The following is a 24,634-nucleotide window of genomic DNA, read 5'->3' on the forward strand; positions in this document are numbered from 1 at the left end:
GCACTGCCCCGACCGCTAGCGACCCCGGTGCCTGGCGGTCGCGCCGTCGACCGGTTCACACCTGGTGCACGAGGAGGTTTCCATGCGTCACTTCATTGGCAAACTGGCATGGCTGGGCCTGATGCTGGCGACACCTGTCGCCTTTGCGCAGGGCAACGCAGCGGCGAAAGAGCCGCCCAAAGCCATTGTTTCCCTGTATCGCGTCGCGCCCGGCAAGCACGAGGCCTTCCTCAAATGGATGGCCGACCGCGATGCCATCGACAAACAGCTAGGCCTGCCCCGCGCGCAATGGTATGCGCACTTCCAGGGTGACTCCTGGGACTACATCGCCATCGCACCGGCGCTCACCGACGCGCAGCAGAAGAAAGAAGACGATGCCGCCAGGGCCAAGGGCCTGACGACGGGCGCGAAGTCGTCGATCGAGTTCCGGCAGTTCATCGCCTCGCACACGGACACGGTCGCCTTCGGCCCCATGAACGTCAGCGACATGATCACCCTCATCGACGCACCCTGACGGGAGAGACGGGAGAGACGGGAGGGGACATCGTGCCGCTCCCGCCATCGCCATGGCTCGCCGGGCGGTTAAAATGGGCCGTACGCATACGCAACGGAACGATCTACGCATGAGCCGCTGGCGCCCACCTTCGCCCTCGTCCACCGCCATCATCACCCGCGACGGCTTCGAAAAGCTCAAGGCAGAGCTTGATCATCTGTGGCACACGCTGCGACCGGAAGTGGTGAAGGCATTGGCAGCGGCCGCTGCCGAAGGCGATCGCTCGGAAAACGCCGAATACACCTATCGCAAGAAGCAGCTTGGCGAAATCGATCGCCGCGTGCGTTATCTGAGCAAACGCATTCCCTCGCTCAAGGTGGCCGAAGGCGCGCCAGTGGACCGCGAGGTGGTGTTCTTCGGGGCGAGTATCGAGCTGGAGAACATCGACTCCGGCGAAAGCGTGCTCTATCGCATCGTCGGCCCGGACGAGACGGATGCACGCCTGGGCTGGATCAGCATCGACTCGCCGCTGGCCCGTGCCGTGCTGAAGAAGCGCGTGGATGACGAGTTCGACGCCGAACTGCCCGGCGGTCGCACGCGCTTCATCATCATGGCGGTCAGCTACTGAGTGCTGGCGCGGGTCACTGCCCGCGCAGCAAGGCCTGCACTTCCGCCTGGTGCGATTCGACAAAGCGGATGTTGTTCGCGTTGACCCAGGTCTGGTTGAGGTTGCTGGACAGCGCCGGATCGCTGCGCGCCTGCACGGCCATGATGGCGTTCATCAGCGCAATATTGGCAAGCATGAATTCGCGCGGCGTGAAGCCGTACTTCTTCACCAGCGCGGGAATCCGCGGATCGGCCGCCATGGCCTGATTGGCCAGGTCGTCCAGGCTGTGCACCTTGATCTGGTCCGGCGAGCCCTGCGGCGGAATGCCGGTGGCGCGAGCCTCGCGCGTCGCCGCTGAAAGCCGACCGAACACGTCATCGGTAAGCATGTACTGCTTGATCTGCTGCTTGTCCGCCTGCGGCAGCCCCGGCGGGGCCGTCTGCGCCTGCACCAGCGGCACGGCGCCGAACACCAGGGCTAGCATGCCGACGCGGCAGGCAACCAGCAGACGATCCAAAACAGCCATCGGGAATCTCCGGAAAAGAAAGCACCCTACCATCGGGTGCTTGAATGACACTTCATTCGCGCAGAAGTTGCTTCAAATCCGCCTGGTAGGCGGTGTCGATCTGCCCCATCCGGGTCTTCTTGGCCTGATCGTTCACCCAGCGACCATGCTCGGCCTGCTCGCGCATGAGCCGGTACTCCATGTCGATGAAGGGCCGCAACACCGCATTGTCGGCCGGGGCAAAGCCGGCGAGGTTGGGAATCCGCGCAAGGTTCGCCCGCTCGCGCTCACCCGCCGCGCCGGCAGCACGGCCATAGTTCTGCATGAATTCGATCAGCTGGCGCCGCTGCGGCTCGGGCATGCCGTCACGCACGACCAGTACGCCGGATGGAATCAGCGTGGAGTGCCAGATCACCCGCAACTGCGAGGCTTCCGTGGGGAAGTTGCGGCGAAACAGATCGAGATCCGGGTTGTTGCAGGTCGCCACGTCCACTTCGCCGTTGCTCACGGCAAGCGCGTTGTTCTGATGATTGCCTACGCGCACGCTGGCGAAAAACGTGTCCGAATTGAGCCCGTTGGGCGCAAACACTTCCGCCTCTGGCGCCACATAGCCGGTGACCGACAAGGTTTCGCCGCGCGCATATCGCCAGTGTCCTGGCTTCGCCAGCAGATCCTTTACCGAGCGGATCGGGCTGTTGGCACGCACGATCAACATCGCCACGTTGCCCTTCGCGCCATCGTCGCGCTCGAATTGCGCCACCACGCTCATGTGCTGGTGTTCCACTGCCTCGATGGCCAGTCGACCGGAAAGGAACGCCATGTCCACGCGCTGCTCGCCGATGGCACCGGACAGCCCGGCATAGCTGCTTACCGATACGGCGGTGACGGGATGGCCGAGCCTGTGCTCGAGATCCTCCAACAAGGGACGCCATTGTTCACGGGATTCAGCCGCACTGCCGATGGGCAGGATGCCGAAACGGATCGGCGTGCCAGTCGGCGCCTGCACGACTTCATCGGCCACGACCTCATCGGCCTGGACAGACACAAGGAACAGCAACACGCAGGCCATGCCCAGCGACCGGAGCCAGCCGGCATGCATCCATCGACAGCGCACTCGACAAGCCGTATCCATACTCGCTCCCCGCGCCCCGCTGCCTTGTTGTAGCGCGATTGGTGGGCCGCCGCAATTTGTTGCAAGAGTGGTACGGCTACTCAGAGCTCGAGCGGCAGCGGGTACTGGCGTCCCTCGCGACGCGGCTGGTAGCAGGCGGTATTGAGGTGAAACGATTCCACGGCACTATCGGGATGCCAGCCCGGCAGACCCGACAGCGGCAAGGGCCGCAGATCCAGCGGGTCGCGCAGCAGGCGCCCGGACGCGATGCCATCGACACAGGCCGCTACCGCGTCGCCCTTCCCCGCCGGGTCCATGCACACCAGCGCCTTGCTTACGAGCAGCTTGCTCGGGGTCAACGCGTGCTCAAGCAGGGCATGGCCGAACACCTGCACCACGGCCCGGCCTTCCTGCCACGCCGCCCTTTCGCGCCAGAACAGGGCGAACCAGTCGTGGGCATCCCACAGATCGAGCAAGGCTCGATCCCGCAAGGTCACGATGACACCCGCCTCGTCGAAGTGGGTCATCGCGTACTGCGGACGAGAGCGTTCACGCGGCCCCATCACCGCGATCTCGCGCATCTGCGCGGCATTCAACGCGCGCTTGAGCGACGGATAGCGCAACCACGCGAAGGCATTGAACAGGTCGTGCCAGTTCGCTTCACGCGTGGCGATGTCACCACGCACGGCAATGCGCTGCTCGTAGTGCAATCCATCATCGAGCAGCTCCGGCGTCTGCGCGACAAACCGCTCGCGCTGCCCGGCAGGGCGTGCGGCATTCAATGCATCGATGGAGGGCCAGCACGCCGCCTGCATCCAGGCCACGTGCTCGCGCCAACCATGCAACGGCTGGCGCGTGAACACGTCGGGGTCGACGCTTTCGCGGGCGGGCGCGATGTAACGCATCACGCCGCCCGGGAATCAACCAGCCAGACGCGCGTGCAGGTCGTGGTCGTCGGCGTCTTCGATCACCACGTCGACGAACTGGCCCGGCTTGAGCAGCTGGCCGTTGGCGATGTGCACCACGCCATCGATTTCCGGCGCGTCGGCCGACGAACGTGCGACAGCGCCTTCGGCGCCAGCCTCATCGACCAGCACCTTCATGGTGCGGCCGATCTTGCGCTGCAGCTTGGCCGCGGAGATTTCCGCCTGCACCGCCATGAACTGCTCCAGGCGGTCTTCCTTCAGTTCTTCCGACACCGCGCCCGGCAGTTCGTTGGCCTTGGCACCGTCCACCGGCGAATAGGCAAACGCACCGACGCGATCCAGCTCAGCCTCGCGCAGGAAGTCGAGCAGTTCCTCGAACTCGGCATCCGTCTCGCCGGGGAACCCCACGATGAAGGTGCTGCGGATGGTCAGATCCGGCACCACCTTGCGCCAGTTGCGGATGCGCTCCAGCGTCTTGTCGATGTTGCCCGGGCGCTTCATCAGCTTGAGGATGCGCGGGCTGGCGTGCTGGAACGGGATGTCGAGGTACGGCAGGATCTTCCCTTCCGCCATCAACGGCATCACTTCGTCCACGTGCGGGTACGGGTAGACGTAGTGCAGGCGCGTCCACAGGCCCAGCTCGGACAGGCCTTCGCACAGCTCGGTCATGCGCGTGCGGTAGGTCTTGTCACGCCACTGGCGCTCGGCGTACTTCACGTCCACGCCGTAGGCACTGGTGTCCTGCGAGATCACCAGCAGCTCCTTCACGCCGCCCTTCGCCAGGCGCTCGGCTTCCAGCAGCACTTCATCGACCGGGCGCGACACCAGGTCGCCACGCATCGACGGGATGATGCAGAAGCTGCAGCGGTGGTTGCAGCCTTCGGAAATCTTGAGGTACGCGTAGTGCTTCGGCGTGAGCTTGATGCCGGTGTCCGGAATGATGTCCAGCAGCGGATTGCGCTTGGGCGGCAGCGCCGCATGCACGGCGCTCATCACGCTGGCGTAGTCCTGCGGGCCGGAGATGGCGAGCACATCCGGATAGGCCTCGCGGATCAGCTCCGAACGCTTGCCCAGGCAGCCGGTGACGATCACCTTGCCGTTCTCGTGCAGAGCCTCGCCGATGGCGTCCAGCGACTCCTGCACGGCCGCATCAATGAAGCCGCAGGTGTTCACCACCACCGCGTCAGCCGCGCCGTAGCTGGGCACGATCTCGTAACCCTCGACCTTCAGCTGGGTAAGGATGCGCTCGGAATCGACGAGCGCCTTGGGGCAACCCAGGCTGACGAAACCGACTTTGGGCGAGACCTGCGACATGACGTGGGGACCGTAACTATGCGGAAAACGGACCATTATATCCCAGCACGAGGCCAATCCCTGAATGGCTAGAATTCGGGCCTCGCCAACCGGGAAGCACCAGCCATGGGCCAGACCATCAATCTCAACACCACGCGGATGCAGTGCATCGGCGCCTACCTGGCCCAGCCGGAGGGGAAACCCAAGGGCGGCATCGTGGTGATCCAGGAGATCTTCGGCGTCAACGAGCATATCCGCCACGTCGCCGACCGCTACGCCGAAGCCGGCTATACCGCCATCGCGCCCTGCTTCTTCGACCACCTGGAGACCGGCGTGGAGCTGGGCTACAACGAAGAGGGCTACAAGCACGGACGCGAACTGGTGACCGAACTGGGCCTGGACCGCGCCGTGGAAGACGTGGCCAGTGCCGCGGAAGCCATCGCGTCCGCCGGCGCCATTGGCACCGTCGGTTACTGCTGGGGCGGCACGGTGGCCCTGCTCGCCGCGCTGCGCCTGGGCCTGCCGTCAGTGAGCTATTACGGCGCCCGCAACGTACCCTTCCTCGGTGAAAAGCCCAGGGCGCCGGTGATGTTCCACTTCGGAGAGAAGGACAAATCCATTCCACCGGAGATGGTGCAGAAGCACCGCGAGATGCTTCCCCAGATGGACGTGTTCACCTACCCCGCCGACCACGCCTTCAACCGCGATATCGGCGCACAGTACGACGAGGCCAGCGCGAAACTCGCCCTGCAGCGCACGCTGGCCTTCTTCGACACGCAGCTGGCCAGCAACGCATGAGCAACCCGGCATTCGCCCTCGATCCGCGCCTGGACAATGACACGCGGCTCGTCGCATCGCTGGCTTTGTGCGATGTGCGACTGATGAACGATGCACGCTTCCCCTGGCTGGTGCTGGTACCCCGCCAGGCGGACAAGGTGGAGATCTGCGATCTGTCGCCGGACGACCAGGCCCTGCTCTGGCGTGAAGTCACCCAAGCCTCGCAGGCGCTGCGGATCGTCGAGCCCTTCGACAAGCTCAACCTTGGCGCGCTGGGGAACATCGTGCGCCAGCTGCACGTGCACGTGGTGGCTCGCCGCGAAGGCGACGCCGCGTGGCCGGGCCCGGTATGGGGCAGCGGCACAGCGGTGCCTTATGGCGAGCAAGCCCTGGCCGCGCTGCTGCAGACACTGCGCGAAGCCATCGGCTGAGGTTTCTTCAAGGCACAAAAAAAGGCCCGCGAACATCGCGGGCCTTTTCGTTACGCCTTGCCGCTTACATGTGCTGCTGCGGCGGCGGGGCATCGGCCTTCACCGGCGCCTTGTAATCCTCGAGATCACGCGCCTTGGTGTCGACCACGCTGATCTTCTTCAGCGTGCCGCCATCGTCGTAGTACACGGTGAAGCCATAGTCGATCTGCAGGCGGGCCATGTACTGCAGGTGCTGCTTGCGCACCTTGGAGTCATCGCTGGGCTCGAGCAGGACCGTCTTGGGCAGCTTGCCCTGATCCTTGAGGTAGGCGAAGTGGCTACCGGTATCCAGCGCCGACAGCACGGCGCCGTCCACGATGAACTGGCCGCTCTTGTAGGCCTGGATCACCGCGTCGAACTGGCTCTTCATGTCCGCGGTGCGGACTTCATCCTTGGTGCCGCCGCGGTGGCAGCCGGCCAGCACCAGCATGCTGCCCAGCAGGATGGCTGCACCCGCGCGGGTCAGCAGCGTGGAAAAACGGGTCATGCGGGATCTCCTGCAATGCATCGAAGTCAACGTTAGGAGTGTAGCGCCGCCCCGGCCCCGTGCATGGGGTCCGGACGGCAACCATTCAGGTGAACACGACCGACGCCCCGGCGGGCGCCACGCCGTTTCAGGTGCGCGGCAGGGTAACGCCCTGTTGCCCCTGGTATTTGCCGCCGCGATCCTTGTAGCTGGTCTCGCACTCCTCATCGGATTCGAGGAACAGCATCTGGGCCACGCCCTCATTGGCGTAAATTTTCGCGGGCAGCGGCGTGGTGTTGGAAAACTCCAGCGTCACGTGCCCTTCCCACTCCGGCTCCAGCGGCGTCACATTGACGATGATGCCGCAGCGCGCATACGTGCTCTTGCCAAGGCAGATGGTGAGCACCTTGCGCGGGATGCGGAAGTACTCAACCGTGCGCGCCAGCGCAAAGGAGTTGGGCGGAATGATGCAGACATCCGCTTCCACGTCGACGAAGCTCGTCGGATCGAACGATTTCGGGTCGACGATGGTGGAGTTGATGTTGGTGAAGATCTTGAACTCGCGCGCGCAACGCACGTCGTAGCCGTAGCTGGACGTGCCGTACGACACCAGACGCCCATTGTCGCGCGTCTTGACCTGACCCGGCTCGAACGGCTCGATCATGCCGTGCTGCTCGGCCATGCGCCGGATCCACTTGTCGGATTTGATGCTCACTCGGGCTCCCGGAGGGCTGGTGTGTCGCGCCGGATGGCGTAAAGGTCGGGAAAATAGCGGAAATGGAGGGGGGGCCGCCAGTCGGGGGTGGCTGAGACTTGGATTACGGTGGCCGAGGTTGACTCGTAAGCTGCTGATGGGATTGGGCAAGTGCCTGACTCGCCACGTCGTTGAGTGCCGCCACTGGCCCATCTCGTACCTCCGCCCACCACTCGTCACCTTGGCGGAAGGTGGGGGCCAGTGACTGGACTTCGGGCCTCCGGGGGGGGCGATATCGCGATCTGGCTCGCCTGCCGCGGGCTTCCGACCTCCTGCCGGAGGCCGGGTCACTTTCTCTTGCGTGCCCAAGAGAAAGTAACCAAAGAGAAGGGCACCCCATCGCGGCGCTGGCCGATGAAGCCGGCCAGTGCGTGAGGGTCGGCCGGGCTTTTCGACAGGACTTCCATGTCCTGTCGAAAAGGGATCGGCATCCTTGCCGATCCCCCTGCGGGCCTGTCGTCCGCCCCTCACCGCCGCTCAAGGGGGGCGGGTAGGTCAAAAGCGTCGAGCCGACGGCTCGTGCAGCTGCGCTGCACATCGCGTTGCGCGACGGCGTGTTGCGTACCGGCTCAGCTTGTCTGTAGGAGCGCACCTTGGGCGCGACCACCTGACGGAGCGGAATCGACATGGCGCTGCGGTCGCGCACAAGGTGCGCTCCTACAGGGGGTCTCGCACCGTGTGAAGTCCGTTTCTCTCTCACCTCAGTGCCCACCCCCGTCCTCTCCCGAACGGGAGAGGACGAGCGACAGGTGATGTTCAACGTGAACCACCAAGTGGCAAGGAAGGAGGTGCCGCGCAGCGGCACGACGCTCCGCGTTAAGTCCTCTTCGCTTCGGCGCGTTGCGAAGCGCTTGGAAGTACCCGCTGTGTAGAGGCGGAGGTTGCCAAGCAACACTGTTCCTCAGCCGTTCGGGCTTATCCCACCGGCATGCTGCCAGCTTTTAAGGCCATTTCTTTGGGTTACTTTTCTTTGGGCCAGCAAAGAAAAGTGACTCGGCCTCCGGCAGGAGGTCGAAACGCCTCCGCTGCGTAAGCGGCAACCTGGCGCCTGCGTGACTACCGAAGGCAGAAAGCCAAGTCACTGGATCCCAGCCTGCGCTGGGATGACGACTAAAGAATGAGGCGGTGAGGCGAGACCCCGCGCCTGGCCCCAACCCTCTCACCAGCGCAAAAAGGCAAAAGACGGCTCGCAAGATTCAGGCGATAAACAAGCGCCGCTTACGGCGCCCCTTCCACCATGATCTTCCCAAGCCCAAGCGACTTGTTCCGCGGCATCCGCGACAAGCGCCCCGCCGCATTGCGCGCAATCTCGCGATACCGCGCCGCCAGATCCGAATCGGGCATGGCCGCCACCGTCGGCGTGCCGCCATCAGCCTGCTCGCGGATGCGAATGTCCAGCGGCAACGAACCGAGATAGGCCACGTTGTACTGCTCGGCCATGCGCGCACCGCCGCCCTCGCCGAAGATGTGCTCCTCGTGCCCGCAGTTCGAACACACATGCGTGGCCATGTTCTCCACCACGCCCAGCACCGGCACTTCGACCTTCTCGAACATCTTCAGCGCCTTGCGCGCATCCAGCAGAGCAATGTCCTGCGGCGTGGTCACGATGACCGCACCGGACACCGGCACCTTCTGCGACAGCGTGAGCTGGATGTCGCCCGTGCCCGGCGGCAGGTCGACGATGAGGTAATCCAGTTGCTCCCAGCGACTGTCGTTCAACAACTGCATCATCGCCTGCGTGACCATGGGGCCGCGCCAGATCATCGGCGTTTCTTCCTCGATGAGGAAACCGATGGACATGGCCTGCAGGCCGTGCGCTTCCAGCGGAATGATGGTCTTGCCATCCGGCGACTGCGGCTTGCCGCTGATGCCGAGCATGCGCGGCTGGCTGGGGCCGTAGATGTCGGCATCGAGCACGCCCACCTTGGCACCCTCGGCCGCCAGCGCCAGGGCCAGGTTGGCGGAAACGGTGGACTTGCCCACGCCGCCCTTGCCCGAGGCCACCACGATGACGTTCTTCACGCCGGGCTGCGGCGCCAGCGTGCCCTGCACCTTGTGCGAATGGATGCGCGTGCCGACGGATACGGAGGCGGTGGCGATGGCCGGATCGGCCTCCAGCGCGCGCTTGATGTCCGTTGCCAGCGCGTCGGTGACACCCTTGGCCGGATAACCCAGCTGGATGTCGACGGATACGCGATCGCCGTCCACGCCGACGGCGCGCACGGCATCGGCAAAGGGAGCACCCGTATGGGAATCAACGAGTTCGCCAAGAATGTGGCGGACCAGGGCTTCGCTCGCCTGCGTCATATCGAGATCTATGGCCTGTCATGGGGATGCCCCATTATGCCAGCGTGGCCCCGTCGACGGCCTTTGGCGGTCTCGCATTGCAGCTTGACGCCTTCGCGCAAGGTCGGTCAGGCTCCGGAACATACGCTTTCGTACGGGAGGAATCATCCATGAAGTCACTGCTTCGCACTGCCATCGTCGCCGGTCTGCTGCTGGGCGCCGGCAGCGTGTTCGCCGCCGAGGTCACCCCGGTGGGCACCTGGAAGACCATCGACGATGAGACGGGCAAGCCCAAGTCCATCGTGAAGATCACCGACGAAGGCGGCGAACTGAAGGCCACCGTGGTGGAAGTGCTGCAGTCCGACGACGGCCCGCACCCGATCTGCAAGAACTGCGACGGCGAGCGCAAGGACAAGCCGATCGAAGGCATGAACATCATGTGGGGCGTGCACAAGGACGGCGACACCGTGTGGGACGGCGGCAAGATCCTCGACCCCAAGACGGGCAAGGTCTACAAGGTGAAGCTGCAGCCCAGCGAAGACGGCAGCAAGCTCACCGTGCGCGGCTACATCGGCTTCTCGCTGCTCGGTCGCAGCCAGGAGTGGCAGCGCCAGCAGTAATTCCCGCCTTCTTTTTGTAGGAGCGCACTTGTGCGCGACCGCAGAGGCGATGGGCGCCTCGGTCGCGCACAAGTGCGCTCCTACAGGAAGGCCGCGACGCTCAACCCGGCGTGGCTTCGGCCCGATGCACAGCCACGCCACGCGCCGTGAATGCCGCCCGGATCGACTTGTCCGCCGAATGCTCCACCACCAGGTGCTGCACGCGCGCCAGCTCGGCCACCTGATGCGCCGCCACGGCGCCCAGCTTGTCATCGGTGGCCACCACCACGGTCTCGTCGCTGGCCTCGATCATCGCCCGCTTGAACAGCGACTCCTCGCTGTCGAAACCCCAAAGTCCGTGGGCTGCATCGATGGCGCAGGCACCGGGAAAACACAGGTCCGCACGCACCCTGCGCACCTGGTCCACCGCCTGCGAACCGGTCGCACCACCGATGGTGGTATCGATGCGACCACCAATCAGCAACACATCGAAGCCTTCGCGATCGAGCAGCACCTGCGCGATGTGCGGCGCGTTGGTGATGACGGTGAGGCGTGCGTCGCGCGGCAACGCGGCGGCAATGGCGGCGTTGGTGCTGCCAGCATCGATCAACAGCGTCTGCCCGGCCTGCACCAGGGCCGCGGCCTTGCGGGCCAGCGCCTCCTTGCGGGCGGAGTGTTCGTTCCGGCGCTGCTTCAGCGGGGTCAGCGTGACGGCCGGCAGCAGTGCACCGCCGTAGACGCGCTTGCACAAGCCCATCGCCGCCAGTTCACGCAGGTCACGGCGAATGGAATCCTCGGAAACCTCGAACGCCTGCGCCAGTTCGGCCGCCACCACGCGACCTTCGGTGCGCAGGCGCTCCAGGATGCGTTGCTGGCGTTCTTCCGGCAGTGCGTTGCTGTCCGTTGCAGGCGACTTAACCATGCGATGCCTCGCGCGCCGGTGCTTGAAGCAGTTCCAGTTCGATCAGCCGCCGGCGCAGGCCCTCCGCGTCGCGGAACCACCAGCCCTGCATGCCCAGCGCTTCGGCTGCCGCCACGTTGCGTGCCGAGTCGTCGATATAGAGCGCCGTGGATGGCTCGACCTGATAGCGCTCCAGCAGGCGCTGGTAAATGCGCGGATCGGGCTTGATCAGGCGCTCCTCGCCGGAAACGACGATGCCTTCGAACCACTGCAGGAACGGGAAAAGCTGGCGCGCGATGGGAAAGGTTTCCTGCGACCAGTTGGTCAGCGCCAGCAGGCGCACACCACGCGCACGAAGTTCGGCCAGCAAGGCGACGCTGTCGTCCATCGCACCCACCAGGGTTTCTTCCCAGCGCAGGTGATAGGCGTCGATCAGCGCCGCGTGTTCCGGGAACCTGGCGCGCAACACGGCGGTGGCTTCAGCCCAGGGACGGCCAGCGTCCTGCTGCTCGTTCCACTCGCTGCTGCACACCTCGCGCAGGAACCATTCCATCTGCGCTTCGTCGGGAATCAGTTGCCGATAGAGGCGGCGCGGATCCCAGCCGATCAGCACGTTGCCCAGATCGAAAATCACGGTGTCCACTTGCTTGCTCATCGCTTCACGATCCTTGCCGAAAGACCCACCAGCACCAGCAGGCCAGCCACGCCGGCGAAGGCCATCGGGAGGCTGCTGGCATGCGCTACGAAACCAATCAATGCAGGTCCGCTCAGCAAACCCGCATAGCCCAACGTCGTTGCCGTGGCGATGGCGATGGCCGGCGGCGTGCCCGGCAGGCGTCCCGCGGCGCTGAACATCACCGGCACGATGTTCGATGCGCCCAGGCCGATCAGCACGAAGCCTGCGAGCGACGTCGTGGCATCGGCCACGCAGGCCACCAGCAGGAAGCCGGCAACCGCCAGCGCGGCGCCGATACGCACGGCCCACTCCGGCCCGTAGCGGCCCACGAAGCGATCGCCGGTCAAGCGGCCCAGCGCCATTGCCACCGAGAAGAATGCATAACCGAATCCGGCCGACGCGGGTGCTACACCACGGAAATCGCGCAGGAAAACGGCACTCCAGTCCAGCATCGCGCCCTCGGCCAGGAAGCTCACGAAGCACAGCAGACCGAGCAGCCAGGCCAGCGCATGCGGCATGCCGAGCGGCTCCTTCCGCGGTTCATCGATGGAAGGCGCGTCGTCCAGCAGATCGCCGCGCAACAGCAGCACAAGCACCACCAGCAGCACCGCAATGGCGCTCGCGGCCAGCGCCAGCGGCACCCCGGCCGCCAGCAGGCCGCTCATCACCGCCGCGCCGGTCAGGCCGCCCACGCTGAAAAGGCCATGGAAGCCTGACATCAGGCGCCCGCCATCCAGTCGCTCGACATCGACGGCATGGGCGTTCATCGCCACGTCCACCGCGCCCAGCATCACACCGAAGTAGAGCAACGCGGCGATCAGCGCAGCGATGCTCGACACCATCGCCAGCGCCGGCAGGGCCGCGCACATCAGCAGCCCGGAGGCCACGATCAACGTGCGATTGCCGAGCTTGTGCGCCAGCCAGCCAACGAAGGGCATGGACAGCATGGAGCCTCCGCCGAAGGCGAGCAGTGCCAGGCCAAGCTGGGCGTCATCCAGGCCAAGCCGGGCCTTCGCGTAGGGCACCATGGGCGCCCATGCGGACATGCCGATGCCGGACACGAGGAAGATCAGGCGCGTCGCCCGCTTGGCCGACGGAATCGTCGGGCCGGGCGAGGCGCGTAGAGTGTCGGTACTGGCGTCCAAGGGTCTTCCCGCATCAAAGAACGGACGTAAATGTATTAAAACGTGCACAAACGTGCAACTTCTTTGGCACGACCGCTGCCGACCCTGATGCCCCGAGCATGCCTCTGCGCCCGTGACATCGTTGCAGTCCGGCGGAAGCTGCCGCGCTTCCGCCTGCACGCGCCATCGGCGAACACGCCAGCCCGCGACGACGCCACCACAGGATCGGCAACGATGCGCGGGCATCGGCGCGCGTTACTTCCATGCACGCCACACACGGGTAATGGCACCGCAACCACGCCGCCACACCGGGCGTCCATACGGCCATGATGCGGTGGCCATGGCGTCGCATGCCATAATGGACAACCCCCGCCATCAAGACCGTTGCCGCCCCATGAGCCGACGCCTTCTCGTCACCAACGCGCTGCCCTATGCCAATGGCCCACTTCACCTGGGTCACCTGCTGGGCTACATCCAGGCCGACATCTGGGTGCGCGCGCAGCGGATGCAGGGCAACGAGGCCGTTTATGTATGCGCGGACGATGCCCACGGCACGCCCATCATGCTGGCCGCGGAAAAGGCCGGCCTTTCGCCGGAGCAGTACATCGAAGGCATCCGCGTCGGCCACGAAGCCGATTTCGCGGCCTTCGGCGTGGCGTTCGACCATTACCACTCGACGCATTCGGAAGAGAACCGCGAGCTTGCCTCGCTGATCTACACCCGCCTGCGCGATGGTGGCTTCATCGCCCGCCGCAGCATCCAGCAGCTGTTCGATCCGGAAAAGGAGATGTTCCTGCCGGACCGCTACATCAAGGGCATCTGTCCCAACTGCAAGACGCCCGACCAGTACGGCGACAACTGCGAAAACTGCGGCGCCACGTACGCACCTACCGACCTGATCAATCCCTACTCGGTGATGTCCGGCGCCACGCCGGTGCTGCGTGATTCGGAGCATTTCTTCTTCGAACTGGGCAAGTTCGAAGCACTGCTGCGCGACTGGTTCGGCGGCAAGCTCACCGATGGCCAGCCGGTGGCCAACAGCGGCGTGGTGGCCAAGCTGCGCGAGTGGCTGGATGGCGGCCTGAAGGATTGGGACATCTCCCGCGATGCGCCCTACTTCGGCTTCCCCATTCCCGACGAACCGGGCAAGTTCTTCTATGTGTGGCTGGACGCGCCGGTGGGCTACCTGGCCAGCTTCAAGGCGCTGTGCGAGCGCAGCGACCTGAAGTTCGAGGATTTCCTGGCGCCGGACAGCCGCGCGGAAATGCACCACTTCATCGGCAAGGACATCATCAACTTCCACGGCCTGTTCTGGCCGGCGATGCTGCACGGCGCGAACTTCCGCGTGCCGACGGCACTGCACGTCAACGGTTACCTGACCGTCAACGGCGCCAAGATGTCCAAGTCGCGCGGCACCTTCATCAAGGCGCGCACGTATCTTGATTCGGGCCTGCACCCGGAATTTCTGCGCTACTACTTCACCACCATGCTGAGCGACACGCCGGTGGACGTGGACCTGGACCTCAAGACGTTCGAGGAACGCGTCAACTCGCACCTGGTCGGCAAGTGGGTGAACATCGCCAGCCGCACGGCGGGCTTCATGCACAAGTTCTTCGACGGCCGCCTGGCGCCCGCGTTCAGCGAGGAAGAACAGGAGCTGTGGCGCGAACTGCTCTCGCTCTACGGCGACGTGCCTGCGCTGTACAACAGCAGCGAGTTTGCCGAAGTCGCGCGCCGCTTCGTGACCATGGCCGACATGGTGAACGGCTACATCGCCGCCAAGGCGCCGTGGGCCATGGCCAAGGACGAATCGCTGCGCGACGAACTGCACCAGGTGTGCTCGTTCGCGCTGGCCGCGTTCCGCCTGCTGGCCGGCCTGCTCAAGCCGGTGGTGCCTGCCACGGTGGAGGCCGCCGAGCGTTTCCTCGCCGCGCCCATCAACGGCTTCGACGACGCGCGCGCCGAACTGCACAACCACACCATCAACGCGTTCGAGCCCCTGCTCGGCCGCATCGACCCCAAGCACGTCGAGGCCATGGTGGAAGCGTCGAAGGATTCCCTCGCGCCCGCCGAAGCCAAGCCTGCCCCGAAGAAAGCCAAGGAACAGAGCAAGACCATGACCGAAGCCACCACCACGCCCGCCGCCGAAACCGCTGTCATCGGCATCGACGATTTCGCCAAACTCGACCTGCGCATCGGCAAGGTCACCACCTGCGAATTCGTGGACGGCTCGGACAAGCTGCTGCGCTTTGAACTGGATGCCGGCCCGCTGGGCACGCGCCAGATCTTCTCGGGCATCCGCGCCGCCTACGGCGAGCCGGAAAAGCTGGTGGGCCGCAACGTGGTGTTCATTGCCAACCTCGCCCCGCGCAAGATGCGCTTCGGCCTGTCCGAAGGCATGATCCTGTCCGCCGGCGACGGCGGCAGCGACCTGTTCCTGCTCGATGCCGACCAGGGCGCCAAGCCGGGCGCCACCGTTCGCTGATCATCCCGCCATGTCGCTGGCCGACCGCATCGACGCCCTGCTCCCGCAGACGCAATGCGAACAATGCGGTTATCACGGTTGCCGCCCTTACGCGGAGGCGATCGCACGCGGCGAAGCAAGCATCAACCAGTGCCCGCCGGGTGGTGCCAGTGGCATTGCCCGGTTGGCCGCACTGCTGGATGTACCTGTGTTGCCGCTGGACCCGGAGCACGGCGTGGAAAAGCCGCGCATGCTCGCGCGCATCGTCGAAGCGGACTGCATCGGCTGCACCAAATGCATCCAGGCCTGCCCGGTGGATGCCATCGTGGGCGCATCCAAAGTCATGCACACGGTGATGACCGACGACTGCACCGGTTGCGAACTGTGCGTACCGGCCTGCCCGGTGGACTGCATTGTGCTCGTGCCCATGCCGCAGACGCAGGTGGATGATCCTGCTCACGCTGACCTTTCGCGGGTGCATTTCCAACGCCGCGAGACGCGACTGGCGCAGGACAAGGCTAAACGCGAAGCGGAGCTTGCCGCACGCAAGGCGGAAGTAGCCGCCGCCTCCACGCCGACCAATCCCGTGCTGGCCGCCCTGGCGCGTGCCAAGGCGAAACAACAAGGGAAGCCCCAGTGAAGAAGGCGGACGTCGTCGAGCTGTTCACCCGTTTGCGCGAACTCGATCCGCACCCAACCACCGAGCTCAACTACACCACGCCGTACGAATTGCTGGTGGCCGTGGCTCTGTCGGCCCAGGCCACCGACGTCGGTGTGAACAAGGCCACCAAAAAACTCTTTCCCGTCGCCAACACGCCGCAGGCGATGCTGGATCTGGGCGAAGAGAAGCTCAAGCAGTACATCAGCACCATCGGCCTGTTCAACGGCAAGGCCAAGAACGTCATCTCGCTGAGCCGCATTCTGGTTGACCAGTACCAGGGCGACGTGCCGCAGACGCGCGAAGCGCTGGAGGCCCTGCCCGGCGTCGGCCGCAAGACGGCGAACGTCGTGCTCAACACGGCCTTCGGCCACCCGACCATCGCGGTGGACACGCATATCTTCCGCGTCTCCAATCGCACGGGACTGGCACCCGGCAAGGACGTGCGCGCGGTGGAGGACAAGCTGGAGAAAGTCATCCCGCCCGAGTTCAAGCAGGATGCACATCACTGGCTGATCCTTCATGGCCGCTACGTGTGCAAGGCGCGCAAACCCGATTGTCCACAATGCGTGATCCGCGACTTGTGTCGCTACAAGGACAAGACGCAGGACTGAGTGCAACGACCAAACGCACGAGCGTGATGGTTACGTTGGCAACGAGTTCGCGCATGCATCGGCATTACATTTCAAACGCATCGTGCACGCGCGAGTGCTGCACCATCACCATCATGATGGTGTGCACGCATCACTATGTCGTCATCGCAACGACATCTCGTCAGGCAGCGCGAACTGTTTCGTCTGCAACAACGCCAGTCGCCCTCGTGCCCGCATCCATGCGCAAGTCATCGAAGTGTCGTGTGTGATGGAACCGCTCCGGCCGGCTCGTCACGCGGGCATGGCGCGGCTGTCAGGCAGGCGTTACTTTTGCGGGCAAAAAGGCATGACTAGTGGCCTATGCACTAAGACAAATGCCCCAAAACCTCATAAATCCATCAGCGTTTCGCGCGACTTCCTCAAGCTTGCCGGGCAGCACCAGCCTAAGTTCAAACCTCCCCCGGAACTCCCCCGTCAGGAGGCCTCACCATGAAGCGCACCATCCTCTCCGCTGTCGTGGCTGTAGTCGCATTCGCCTGGATCGGCCAGGCGCAAGCCACCGTGGAAACCTATACCGTTGATCTCAACGGATACGCCATCATCGGATTCGTGGGCAGCACGCCAGAAGATTATGCCCACGCCCGGCAGCAGGCGACCAATTGGGAAACCCAGCGCCACCTCATGCTCAAACCGCAATCTATCAAAGCCGTGGCCATCGACCAGTCGCAGGGCGTGGCCTATAACGACGCCCAGTTGCGCGAGGCCATTGTGAAAGCGGCCCTGGCAAAAACGCCCTGAACACAAGCCATTCACGCTTTCGACAGCGCCCTCCCCCATGGCGCTGAAACAGGAAGGAAGACGGCAGGCGAGCAGGCCTGCCGTTTTTCTTTTTGTGGCCGCCGATTGACGCCACCCGTCTCACTTGCCAACGTGACACCCCGGAAGGGAAAAGATCCACAAAAGGTAGATTGCGGATCATCGTGGGTGGTACGGCCCGAGCCGTGCCTCGCCGAGTCCGACACGGGTGCCATGGCATGCATATTTTGCTGGTCGAGGATGATGCCGAACTGGGGGGCGCGATCAAGCACGCGCTGGAGCACCAGTCCTACGCGGTGACCTGGCTGCGCGACGGGCGCGAGGCCATGGAAGCCCTGCGCGGCGACCCGGTGGACCTGGTGCTGCTCGACCTGGGCCTGCCCGGCAAGGACGGCCTGGAAGTGCTGGCCGAAGCCCGCCGCGCCGGCGTGAAAACCCCGGTACTGGTGATGACTGCACGCGACGCGCTGGAAATACGCATACGCGGGCTGGATCTGGGCGCCGACGATTACCTGGTCAAACCGTTCCACCTCGGCGAGCTCGCCGCGCGCATCCGCTCGCTGGCCCGCCGCACCCAGGGCCTGGCCGACAATCTGGTCGAAGTCGGAGGCCTGAGCCTGAACCTGGCGACGGCCGAAGTGGAGTTCCGCGGCGAGCGCGTCACGCTGACCAGGCGCGAATTCGCCCTGCTGCGCGTGCTGATGGAGCGCGCCGGTCGCATCGTGCGGCGCGAGACCCTGGAGAACTCCGTTTACGGCCTCGACACCCTTGTCGAGCGCAACGCCATTGAGGTGCAAGTGCACTGGTTGCGACGCAAGCTGAGCCCTGAAGTGATCCACACCGTGCGCGGCATCGGCTACATGATTCCCCGCGAGCCCAAATGAGCGACCCCGCCTCCCATCCGGCCAGCCTGCGCACACGCCTCACCTGGCTGATCATCGCCGTGATGGTGGCGGTGCTGATTCCGCTCGGCTGGATCAGCTACCGCCGCGAGCTGCGCGAAATGAACGAGCTGCTGGACGGCCGCCTTGCCCAGGCGGGGCGTACGCTGGGCACGCTGATCGCCCACGGCCAGGCGCCGCTGCGTGACGCGGACCTGCCGGCCATCCAGCAAAGCGGAGACAAGCATCACCACGGCGTGGTGGTCTCCGTGCACCCGCGCAACTACGAACCGGAAGTGGGTTTCCAGGCTTACGACCCGCAGGGCGACCTGATCGCGGCCACCTCGAACTTCGCCGAGCTGCCGCCGCCCACCATCGAGGAACGCGGGTTCCGCGATATCCAGCACCAGGGCAGCCAGTGGCGCACCTTCACCCTGCAGAACCGCTGGAATCTGGTGATCCGCATCGGCGAGCGCTCGGACAACCGCAGCGACATCGCCCGCGGGCTCGTCATCGAGCACACCCTGCCGCTGTTGATCGGCCTGCCGCTGCTGGTGTTGCTGGTCAGCCTGGCGGTGAAACGCGGCTTGCGGCCGGTGGCCGTGCTTACCGACATGCTGGACCGGCGCACGCCCGGCAGCCGCAAGCCCATGCCGGCCGAGTTGGCGCCCAGCGAGATCAAGCCGCTGATCGTGGCGCTCAACCAGCAGCTGGAACGCCTGGAAGACGCACTGGACCGCGAACACCGCTTCGCCACCGACGTGGCCCACGAACTGCGCACGCCGCTGGCAGCCACGATGATCCATCTTGAAAGCGCGATGATGTCGGATGACCCCACCGAGGTGGAGTTCACCGTGCGCCACGCACAACAGAGCATGGCGCGGCTGGGTCGACGCATCGAACAGATCCTGGCCATGGCACGACTGGAGGCAGGCGCCGCGTCGCAGCAGCGCGTGCCGATGGATCTGAACCGCATTGCCACCGAGGTGATCGAAGAACTCGCGCCACTGATCGCCGACAAGGACATCGAGCTGAGCCTGACCAATGACGACGACATGATCGTGGTGCTTGGTCATGAGGTGGCGCTGACCGCCATGTTCCGCAACCTGATCGAGAATGCCCTGCGCTATACGGAAACCGCGGGACAGGTCGATGTATCCATCCGCCGCGAAGGTGAGCAGGCGGTCATCGATATCTGCGACAACGGCCCCGGCATTCCCGAGGACAAGCGGCAGGCGGTGTTCCAGCGCTTCCATCGCGAGGTGGAGAGCGCCACACGGGGGTACGGTCTGGGCCTGAGCATCGTGCAGCGCGCGATCGAACTGCACGATGCTTCCATCGAGCTGCTGGAGTCGCCGCTGGGGCGGGGCTTGCTGGTGCGGATAAGGATGGCGGCTCAGGCGGGGTGAGTTAGCTGGGCGAGAAGTCTTCGCTCCGTCGGGCCAAAGACACTGGATCCCCGCTTTCGCGGGGATGACGGTGAGGGAAGTTGAGCGTTTAGGAATACTCGAGGCGCTCCCGCTTCCTGCTCGTCATCCCCGCGAAGGCGGGGATCCAGTGACTTTCTGCCTTCCGGCCCGTAAACAGCTACCACTCCGCACAGCCCCCTTTCATCCCCCCAAAAGGTTTCCACAAGACTGCGTTGCGATCATGGCCAGCATCGGGCCCCGGGCCCCTTTGCCATGAGACCACCATGCCCAAGCACAGGATCTGCTCCGGACCGCCCTGCTGAACCGTCTTCCGCCGCCATTTTTTCAATGCCGTGACAGCCGCAACGTCACGCCACGGCGCCCCGAGCGCCGGAGCAACGCTGGAAACGACCCATGCTAGGCCTTGTCCGAATTGCCCTGTCACGACCGCTGACGTTTATCGTGCTGGCCGTGCTTATCCTCATCGCCGGTCCGCTGGCGGCCTTCCGTACGCCCACCGACATCTTCCCGAACATCGGTATTCCGGTGATCAGCGTGGTGTGGAGCTACAACGGCCTGCCGCCCGACCAGATGTCCGGCCGCGTCGTGTACTACTACGAACGCCAGCTCAGCACCTCGGTGAACAACATCGAGCATATTGAGTCGCAGTCGCTGCCCGGCATGGGCATCGTGAAGATCTTCTTCCAGCCGGGCGTGGACATCCGCACGGCTACCGCACAGGTCACCTCGATCTCGCAGACGGTGCTCAAGCAGATGCCGCCGGGCATCACCCCGCCGCTGATCCTCAACTACAACGCCTCGACCGTGCCGATCCTGCAGATGGCGCTGTCAAGCAAGAGCATGTCCGAGGCGAAGATCCTCGACCAGGGCCTCAATGTGATGCGCCCGATGCTCACCTCCGTGCCCGGCGTCGCCGTGCCCACGCCTTACGGCGGTGCCGCGCGCCAGGTCACGCTGGATCTGGATCCGCGCGCGCTGGCCGCCAATGGCCTTTCCGCGCAGGACGTGAGCAATGCGCTGGCCGCGCAGAACCAGATCATCCCGGTGGGCACGGCCAAGATCGGCACGTACGAGTACCACGTGCAGCTCAACAACAGCCCCAACGCCATCGACGAGCTCAACCAGCTGCCGGTAAAGACGGTGCACAACGCCACCATCACCATTGGCGATGTGGCCCATGTGCGCGATGGTGCCGCGCCGCAGACCAACGTGGTTCGCGTGGATGGCAAGCGCGCCGTGCTGATGCCCGCGCTGAAAGTGGGCGAAGCCTCCACGCTCGCCGTGGTCTCGGGCATCAAGTCGCTGATGCCGCTGGTGCGCGAATCGCTGCCGGACAACCTCAAGGTGACCCTGCTGAGCGACCAGTCGACCTTCGTGAAGGGGGCGATTTCCTCGGTGGCGCGCGAGGGCGTCATCGCGGCGCTGCTCACCTCGGTGATGATCCTGATCTTCCTGGGCAGCTGGCGTTCCACCGTGATCATCGCGGTATCGATCCCGCTCGCCATCCTTTCGGCCATCGCCCTGTTGTCGGCCTCCGGCCAGACGCTGAACGTGATGACGCTGGGTGGCCTGGCGCTGGCCGTGGGCATCCTGGTGGATGACGCCACGGTGACCATCGAGAACATCAACTGGCATCTCGAGCAGGGCAAGAGCGTGCACGACGCCATCATGGATGGTGCCAAGCAGATCGTGACGCCGGCCTTCGTCTCGCTGCTGTGCATCTGCATCGTGTTCGTGCCGATGTTCCTGCTCAACGGCATCGCCGGCTTCCTGTTCCGTCCGATGGCGCTGGCGGTGATCTTCGCCATGGTGTCGTCGTTCGTGCTGTCGCGCACGCTGGTGCCGACGCTGGCGATGTACCTGCTGAAGCCACACCACGTCGAAACGGGTCTGGGCGATCATCCGGAAGACCAGTACATCAACCACCACGAAGGCGATCAGCCGGTGGTGCGCAAGCGCAGTGCGATCCTGGAATCGCTGGTGTCGTTCCAGCAGAAGTTCGAGCACCGTTTCGCCCAGGTGCGCGATGCCTACCACGCGACGCTCACCGTGGCGCTCAACCACCGCAAGCGTTTCGTCATCGGCTTCCTCGTGTTCGTGGTTGCATCGTTCGCGCTGGTGCCGTTCCTTGGTCGCGACTTCTTCCCCGACGTGGACGCCGGCGCCATCGCCCTGCACGTGCGTGCGCCGATGGGCACCCGCGTGGAAGAAACCGCGGCCGAGTTCGACCGCATCGAAAATGCCATCCGCAAAGTCGTTCCTGCCGACCAACTCGACACAGTGATCGATAACATCGGCCTGCCGCTGTCGGGCGTGAACATGGTCTACAACTCCAGCGGCACCATCGGCCCGCAGGATGGCGACATCCAGGTGGAGCTGAAGGAAGGCCACGCGCCCACCGCCGATTTCGTGCGCGAGCTGCGTGCGCAGCTGCCGCGCGAATTCCCGGGCACCCAGTTCGCCTTCCTGCCGGCGGACATGAGTTCGCAGATCCTCAATTTCGGTGCGCCGGCCCCGCTGGACGTCTCCATCGCCGGACGCGACCTGAAGGCCAACGAGGCGTATGCCACCGAGATCATGAAGCGCCTGCGCCAGGTGCCCGGCATCGCGGACGTCCGCCTGCAGCAGAGCACCAGCTATCCGCAGCTCAACGTGACGGTGAACCGCACCCGTGCCGACATGCTCGGTGTCACCGAACGTGACGTCACCAACACCATGGTGGCGTCCCTGGCCGGCAGCTCGCAGGTGTCGCCCACCTTCTGGCTCAACCCGAAGAATGGCGTGTCCTACCCCATCGTGGCCGCCACGCCGCAGTACAAGATGGACAGCATGTCCGATCTTGCCGGCCTGCCCGTCACCCCGGCCGGCAACGGTGCGAGCCAGGTGCTTGGCGGCCTTGCCACCTTTACCCGCGTGCCCAGTGCCGCGGTGGTGTCGCACTACAACATCATGCCGTCGTTCGACATCTACGCCTCCGTGCAGGATCGCGACCTCGGCGCCGTGGCCGGTGACGTGCAGAAGGTGCTGGACCAGTTCGCCGCCTCGCGTCCGAAGGGCACGCTGGTCAGCCTGCACGGCCAGGTCGGCACCATGAATGAAGCCTTCAGTGGCCTGATCTTCGGCCTGATCGGCGCGATCGTGCTGATCTACCTGCTGATCGTGGTGAACTTCCAGTCGTGGCTTGATCCGTTCGTGATCATTACCGCCCTGCCCGCCGCACTGGCCGGCATCGTGTGGATGTTGTTCCTGTCGCACACCACGCTGTCGGTACCCGCGTTGACCGGCGCCATCATGTGCATGGGCGTGGCCACGGCCAACTCCATCCTCGTCGTCAGCTTCTGCCGCGAGCGCCTCGCCGAGCACGGTGATGCGATGAAGGCCGCACTCGAAGCCGGCTTCACGCGCTTCCGCCCGGTCTGCATGACGGCGCTGGCGATGATCATCGGCATGCTGCCGATGGCGCTGACGCAGGAACAGAACTCACCGCTGGGCCGCGCCGTGATCGGCGGCCTGCTGTTCGCCACTTTCGCCACCCTGCTCTTCGTGCCGGTGATCTTCAGCATCGTGCACGGCCGCGAGCAGGCGCAAACCCAATCCGATTCCGCTCTTGGAGAACCCGTCCATGTCGCATGACGCCATCACCGCTGCACCCGCGCGAACGCCGAAGCTGGGCAAGGCCGTGCGCATTGGTCTGGCCGTGGCCGTGCTCGCCACCATCGCCGGTATCTCGGTACGCGCCTACGATTACCACCGCGTTGTGAAATGGACCGACGCGCAGATCACGCCCAGCGTGCAGGTCGTCACGCCAGAAACCCATGGTGGCCAGCAGGGTCTGACCCTGCCCGGCCATCTGGACGCATGGATCAGCGCGCCGATCCATGCGCGTGTCAGCGGCTACCTGAAAACCTGGAGCCGCGACATCGGCAGCCAGGTCGCCGCCGGCCAGTCGCTGGCCGAGATCGACACGCCGGAACTCGACCAGCAGTACGAACAGGCCAAGGCCAACCTGGCCCGTGCGCAGGCCAATGCACGCCTGGCCGTACTTACCGACAAGCGCTGGAAGAACCTGCTCACCTCCAACTCGGTGTCCAAGCAGGAAGCCGACGAAAAAGCCGGCGAAGCCGAGGCGGCACAGGCCAACGTGCTTGCCGCGCAGGCAGACGTGGATCGCATCGCCGCGCTGGAAGCGTTCAAGCACATCACCGCCCCCTTCGCCGGCACCGTCACCGCGCGCAATACCGACATCGGCGACCTGATCAGCGCCAACAGCGACAGCACGCCGGCGCTGTTCACCGTTTCGGACACCACGCGCATGCGCCTGTACGTACAGGTGCCGCAGGGCTACGCCGATGCGATCAAGCCCGACATGTCCGTGCAGCTCGATGTGCCGGATCATCCGGGCGAACAGTTCACTGGTCACCTGATCGGTAACTCCGGCGCCGTGAGCCAGGCCACCGGCGCCCTGCTGGCGCAGTTCGAAGTGGACAACCCCAAGGGTGACCTGTTGCCCGGCGCCTACGCCGAGGTGCACATCCCAATGACTGGCAACAGCCAGACGCTGACCGTGCCGGCCACCACGCTGATCTTCCGCGCCCAAGGGCCGCAGATGGCCGTGGTCGGTACCGACAACAAGGTCGAGCTGCGCGATGTGCATATCGCGATGGATCTGGGCGACCACCTGCGCATCGACAAGGGCCTCAAGGCCGGCGATCGGGTGATCAACCATCCGTCGGATTCGCTGGCACAAGGCGATGTCGTACAGGTCGCTCGCGCCGAAGCGGCCGGCGCCGCCAAGCCGGAGTGA

The 24,634-nt window shown here is 64.9% G+C and carries 23 protein-coding genes; 13 read left to right on the forward strand and 10 right to left on the reverse strand.

The window, feature by feature from the left end; genetic code table 11:
- Positions 1-82: 82 nt before the first annotated feature.
- Positions 83-514: a hypothetical protein gene (locus tag H8F01_RS01760; protein WP_187057387.1), complete on the forward strand. Its 432-nt coding sequence runs from the start codon at positions 83-85 to the stop codon at positions 512-514.
- Positions 515-623: 109 nt separating this feature from the next.
- A complete protein-coding gene (gene greB / locus H8F01_RS01765; protein ID WP_187057388.1) occupies positions 624-1,121 on the forward strand; it encodes a transcription elongation factor GreB in 498 nt (165 codons plus the stop codon).
- 13 nt (positions 1,122-1,134) lie between these two features.
- Here greB and H8F01_RS01770 read toward each other — a convergent pair whose 3' ends face one another.
- From H8F01_RS01770 to rimO, 4 genes are all read right to left on the reverse strand, one after another.
- Positions 1,135-1,626 (reverse strand): hypothetical protein, encoded by a 492-nt coding sequence (locus H8F01_RS01770; RefSeq protein WP_187057389.1) that lies wholly within the window; start codon positions 1,624-1,626, stop codon positions 1,135-1,137.
- Positions 1,627-1,678: 52 nt separating this feature from the next.
- The gene (gene phnD, locus H8F01_RS01775) at positions 1,679-2,719 is read right to left on the reverse strand and encodes a phosphate/phosphite/phosphonate ABC transporter substrate-binding protein (RefSeq protein WP_238481109.1); all 1,041 of its coding nucleotides are present in this window, start codon (positions 2,717-2,719) and stop codon (positions 1,679-1,681) included.
- Positions 2,720-2,817: 98 nt separating this feature from the next.
- A complete protein-coding gene (locus H8F01_RS01780) occupies positions 2,818-3,621 on the reverse strand; it encodes a DUF3025 domain-containing protein (protein WP_187057390.1) in 804 nt (267 codons plus the stop codon).
- Between the two features lie 15 nt (positions 3,622-3,636).
- Entirely contained in the window at positions 3,637-4,956 is a 1,320-nt protein-coding gene (gene rimO / locus H8F01_RS01785; RefSeq protein ID WP_187057391.1) for a 30S ribosomal protein S12 methylthiotransferase RimO, read from the reverse strand.
- Positions 4,957-5,061: 105 nt separating this feature from the next.
- Between rimO and H8F01_RS01790 the strand changes: the two genes are divergently transcribed.
- Both H8F01_RS01790 and H8F01_RS01795 read left to right on the forward strand, forming a co-directional pair.
- Positions 5,062-5,733, forward strand: a complete 672-nt coding sequence (locus tag H8F01_RS01790; protein ID WP_187057392.1) for a dienelactone hydrolase family protein — start codon at positions 5,062-5,064, stop codon at positions 5,731-5,733.
- Positions 5,730-6,143 (forward strand): HIT domain-containing protein, encoded by a 414-nt coding sequence (locus H8F01_RS01795; RefSeq protein WP_187057393.1) that lies wholly within the window; start codon positions 5,730-5,732, stop codon positions 6,141-6,143. Before H8F01_RS01790 ends, H8F01_RS01795 begins: the two co-directional genes overlap by 4 nt.
- A gap of 64 nt (positions 6,144-6,207) precedes the next feature.
- On the opposite strand, the gene H8F01_RS01800 is transcribed toward H8F01_RS01795, so the two are convergent.
- The 3 genes from H8F01_RS01800 to apbC form a co-directional block, all read right to left on the reverse strand.
- On the reverse strand, positions 6,208-6,669 hold the full coding sequence (locus H8F01_RS01800) for a hypothetical protein (protein WP_187057394.1): 462 nt from the start codon (positions 6,667-6,669) through the stop codon (positions 6,208-6,210).
- Between the two features lie 127 nt (positions 6,670-6,796).
- Positions 6,797-7,363 carry a dCTP deaminase gene (gene dcd / locus H8F01_RS01805; RefSeq protein WP_187057395.1) on the reverse strand — a complete coding sequence of 189 codons (567 nt, stop codon included), beginning with the start codon at positions 7,361-7,363 and terminating at the stop codon, positions 6,797-6,799.
- A gap of 1,257 nt (positions 7,364-8,620) precedes the next feature.
- Entirely contained in the window at positions 8,621-9,709 is a 1,089-nt protein-coding gene (apbC, locus tag H8F01_RS01810) for an iron-sulfur cluster carrier protein ApbC (RefSeq protein ID WP_187057396.1), read from the reverse strand.
- A 149-nt stretch (positions 9,710-9,858) separates the two neighbouring features.
- Here apbC and H8F01_RS01815 point away from each other — a divergent pair, with 149 nt between their 5' ends.
- Entirely contained in the window at positions 9,859-10,308 is a 450-nt protein-coding gene (locus tag H8F01_RS01815; protein WP_187057397.1) for a DUF2147 domain-containing protein, read from the forward strand.
- A gap of 100 nt (positions 10,309-10,408) precedes the next feature.
- Here H8F01_RS01815 and H8F01_RS01820 read toward each other — a convergent pair whose 3' ends face one another.
- The 3 genes from H8F01_RS01820 to H8F01_RS01830 are packed head-to-tail and all read right to left on the reverse strand — an operon-like array spanning position 10,409 to position 13,009.
- Positions 10,409-11,209, reverse strand: coding sequence for a DeoR/GlpR family DNA-binding transcription regulator (locus H8F01_RS01820; protein WP_187057398.1), 801 nt, complete (start codon positions 11,207-11,209; stop codon positions 10,409-10,411).
- Complete coding sequence (locus H8F01_RS01825; RefSeq protein ID WP_187057399.1) at positions 11,202-11,843, reverse strand: HAD family hydrolase; 642 nt, start codon at positions 11,841-11,843, stop codon at positions 11,202-11,204. The genes H8F01_RS01820 and H8F01_RS01825 overlap by 8 nt, the downstream gene beginning before the upstream one ends.
- Complete coding sequence (locus H8F01_RS01830) at positions 11,840-13,009, reverse strand: MFS transporter (protein WP_274380576.1); 1,170 nt, start codon at positions 13,007-13,009, stop codon at positions 11,840-11,842. Before H8F01_RS01830 ends, H8F01_RS01825 begins: the two co-directional genes overlap by 4 nt.
- A 373-nt stretch (positions 13,010-13,382) precedes the next feature.
- Between H8F01_RS01830 and metG the strand changes: the two genes are divergently transcribed.
- From metG to H8F01_RS01870, 8 genes are all read left to right on the forward strand, one after another.
- Entirely contained in the window at positions 13,383-15,473 is a 2,091-nt protein-coding gene (gene metG / locus H8F01_RS01835; protein WP_187057400.1) for a methionine--tRNA ligase, read from the forward strand.
- Positions 15,474-15,483: 10 nt separating this feature from the next.
- On the forward strand, positions 15,484-16,092 hold the full coding sequence (gene rsxB, locus H8F01_RS01840) for an electron transport complex subunit RsxB (protein ID WP_187057401.1): 609 nt from the start codon (positions 15,484-15,486) through the stop codon (positions 16,090-16,092).
- Complete coding sequence (gene nth, locus H8F01_RS01845) at positions 16,089-16,724, forward strand: endonuclease III (RefSeq protein WP_187057402.1); 636 nt, start codon at positions 16,089-16,091, stop codon at positions 16,722-16,724. The genes rsxB and nth overlap by 4 nt, the downstream gene beginning before the upstream one ends.
- Positions 16,725-17,192: 468 nt before the next feature.
- The gene (locus H8F01_RS01850) at positions 17,193-17,501 is read left to right on the forward strand and encodes a hypothetical protein (protein ID WP_187057403.1); all 309 of its coding nucleotides are present in this window, start codon (positions 17,193-17,195) and stop codon (positions 17,499-17,501) included.
- Positions 17,502-17,737: 236 nt separating this feature from the next.
- Positions 17,738-18,403, forward strand: a complete 666-nt coding sequence (locus H8F01_RS01855) for a response regulator (RefSeq protein WP_187057404.1) — start codon at positions 17,738-17,740, stop codon at positions 18,401-18,403.
- Positions 18,400-19,809, forward strand: coding sequence for a sensor histidine kinase (locus H8F01_RS01860; RefSeq protein WP_187057405.1), 1,410 nt, complete (start codon positions 18,400-18,402; stop codon positions 19,807-19,809). Before H8F01_RS01855 ends, H8F01_RS01860 begins: the two co-directional genes overlap by 4 nt.
- Before the next feature lie 414 nt (positions 19,810-20,223).
- The gene (locus H8F01_RS01865; protein ID WP_187057406.1) at positions 20,224-23,463 is read left to right on the forward strand and encodes an efflux RND transporter permease subunit; all 3,240 of its coding nucleotides are present in this window, start codon (positions 20,224-20,226) and stop codon (positions 23,461-23,463) included.
- Complete coding sequence (locus tag H8F01_RS01870) at positions 23,453-24,634, forward strand: efflux RND transporter periplasmic adaptor subunit (RefSeq protein ID WP_187057407.1); 1,182 nt, start codon at positions 23,453-23,455, stop codon at positions 24,632-24,634. Before H8F01_RS01865 ends, H8F01_RS01870 begins: the two co-directional genes overlap by 11 nt.

Source organism: Dyella telluris (genome assembly GCF_014297575.1).
Lineage (GTDB): Bacteria > Pseudomonadota > Gammaproteobacteria > Xanthomonadales > Rhodanobacteraceae > Dyella > Dyella telluris.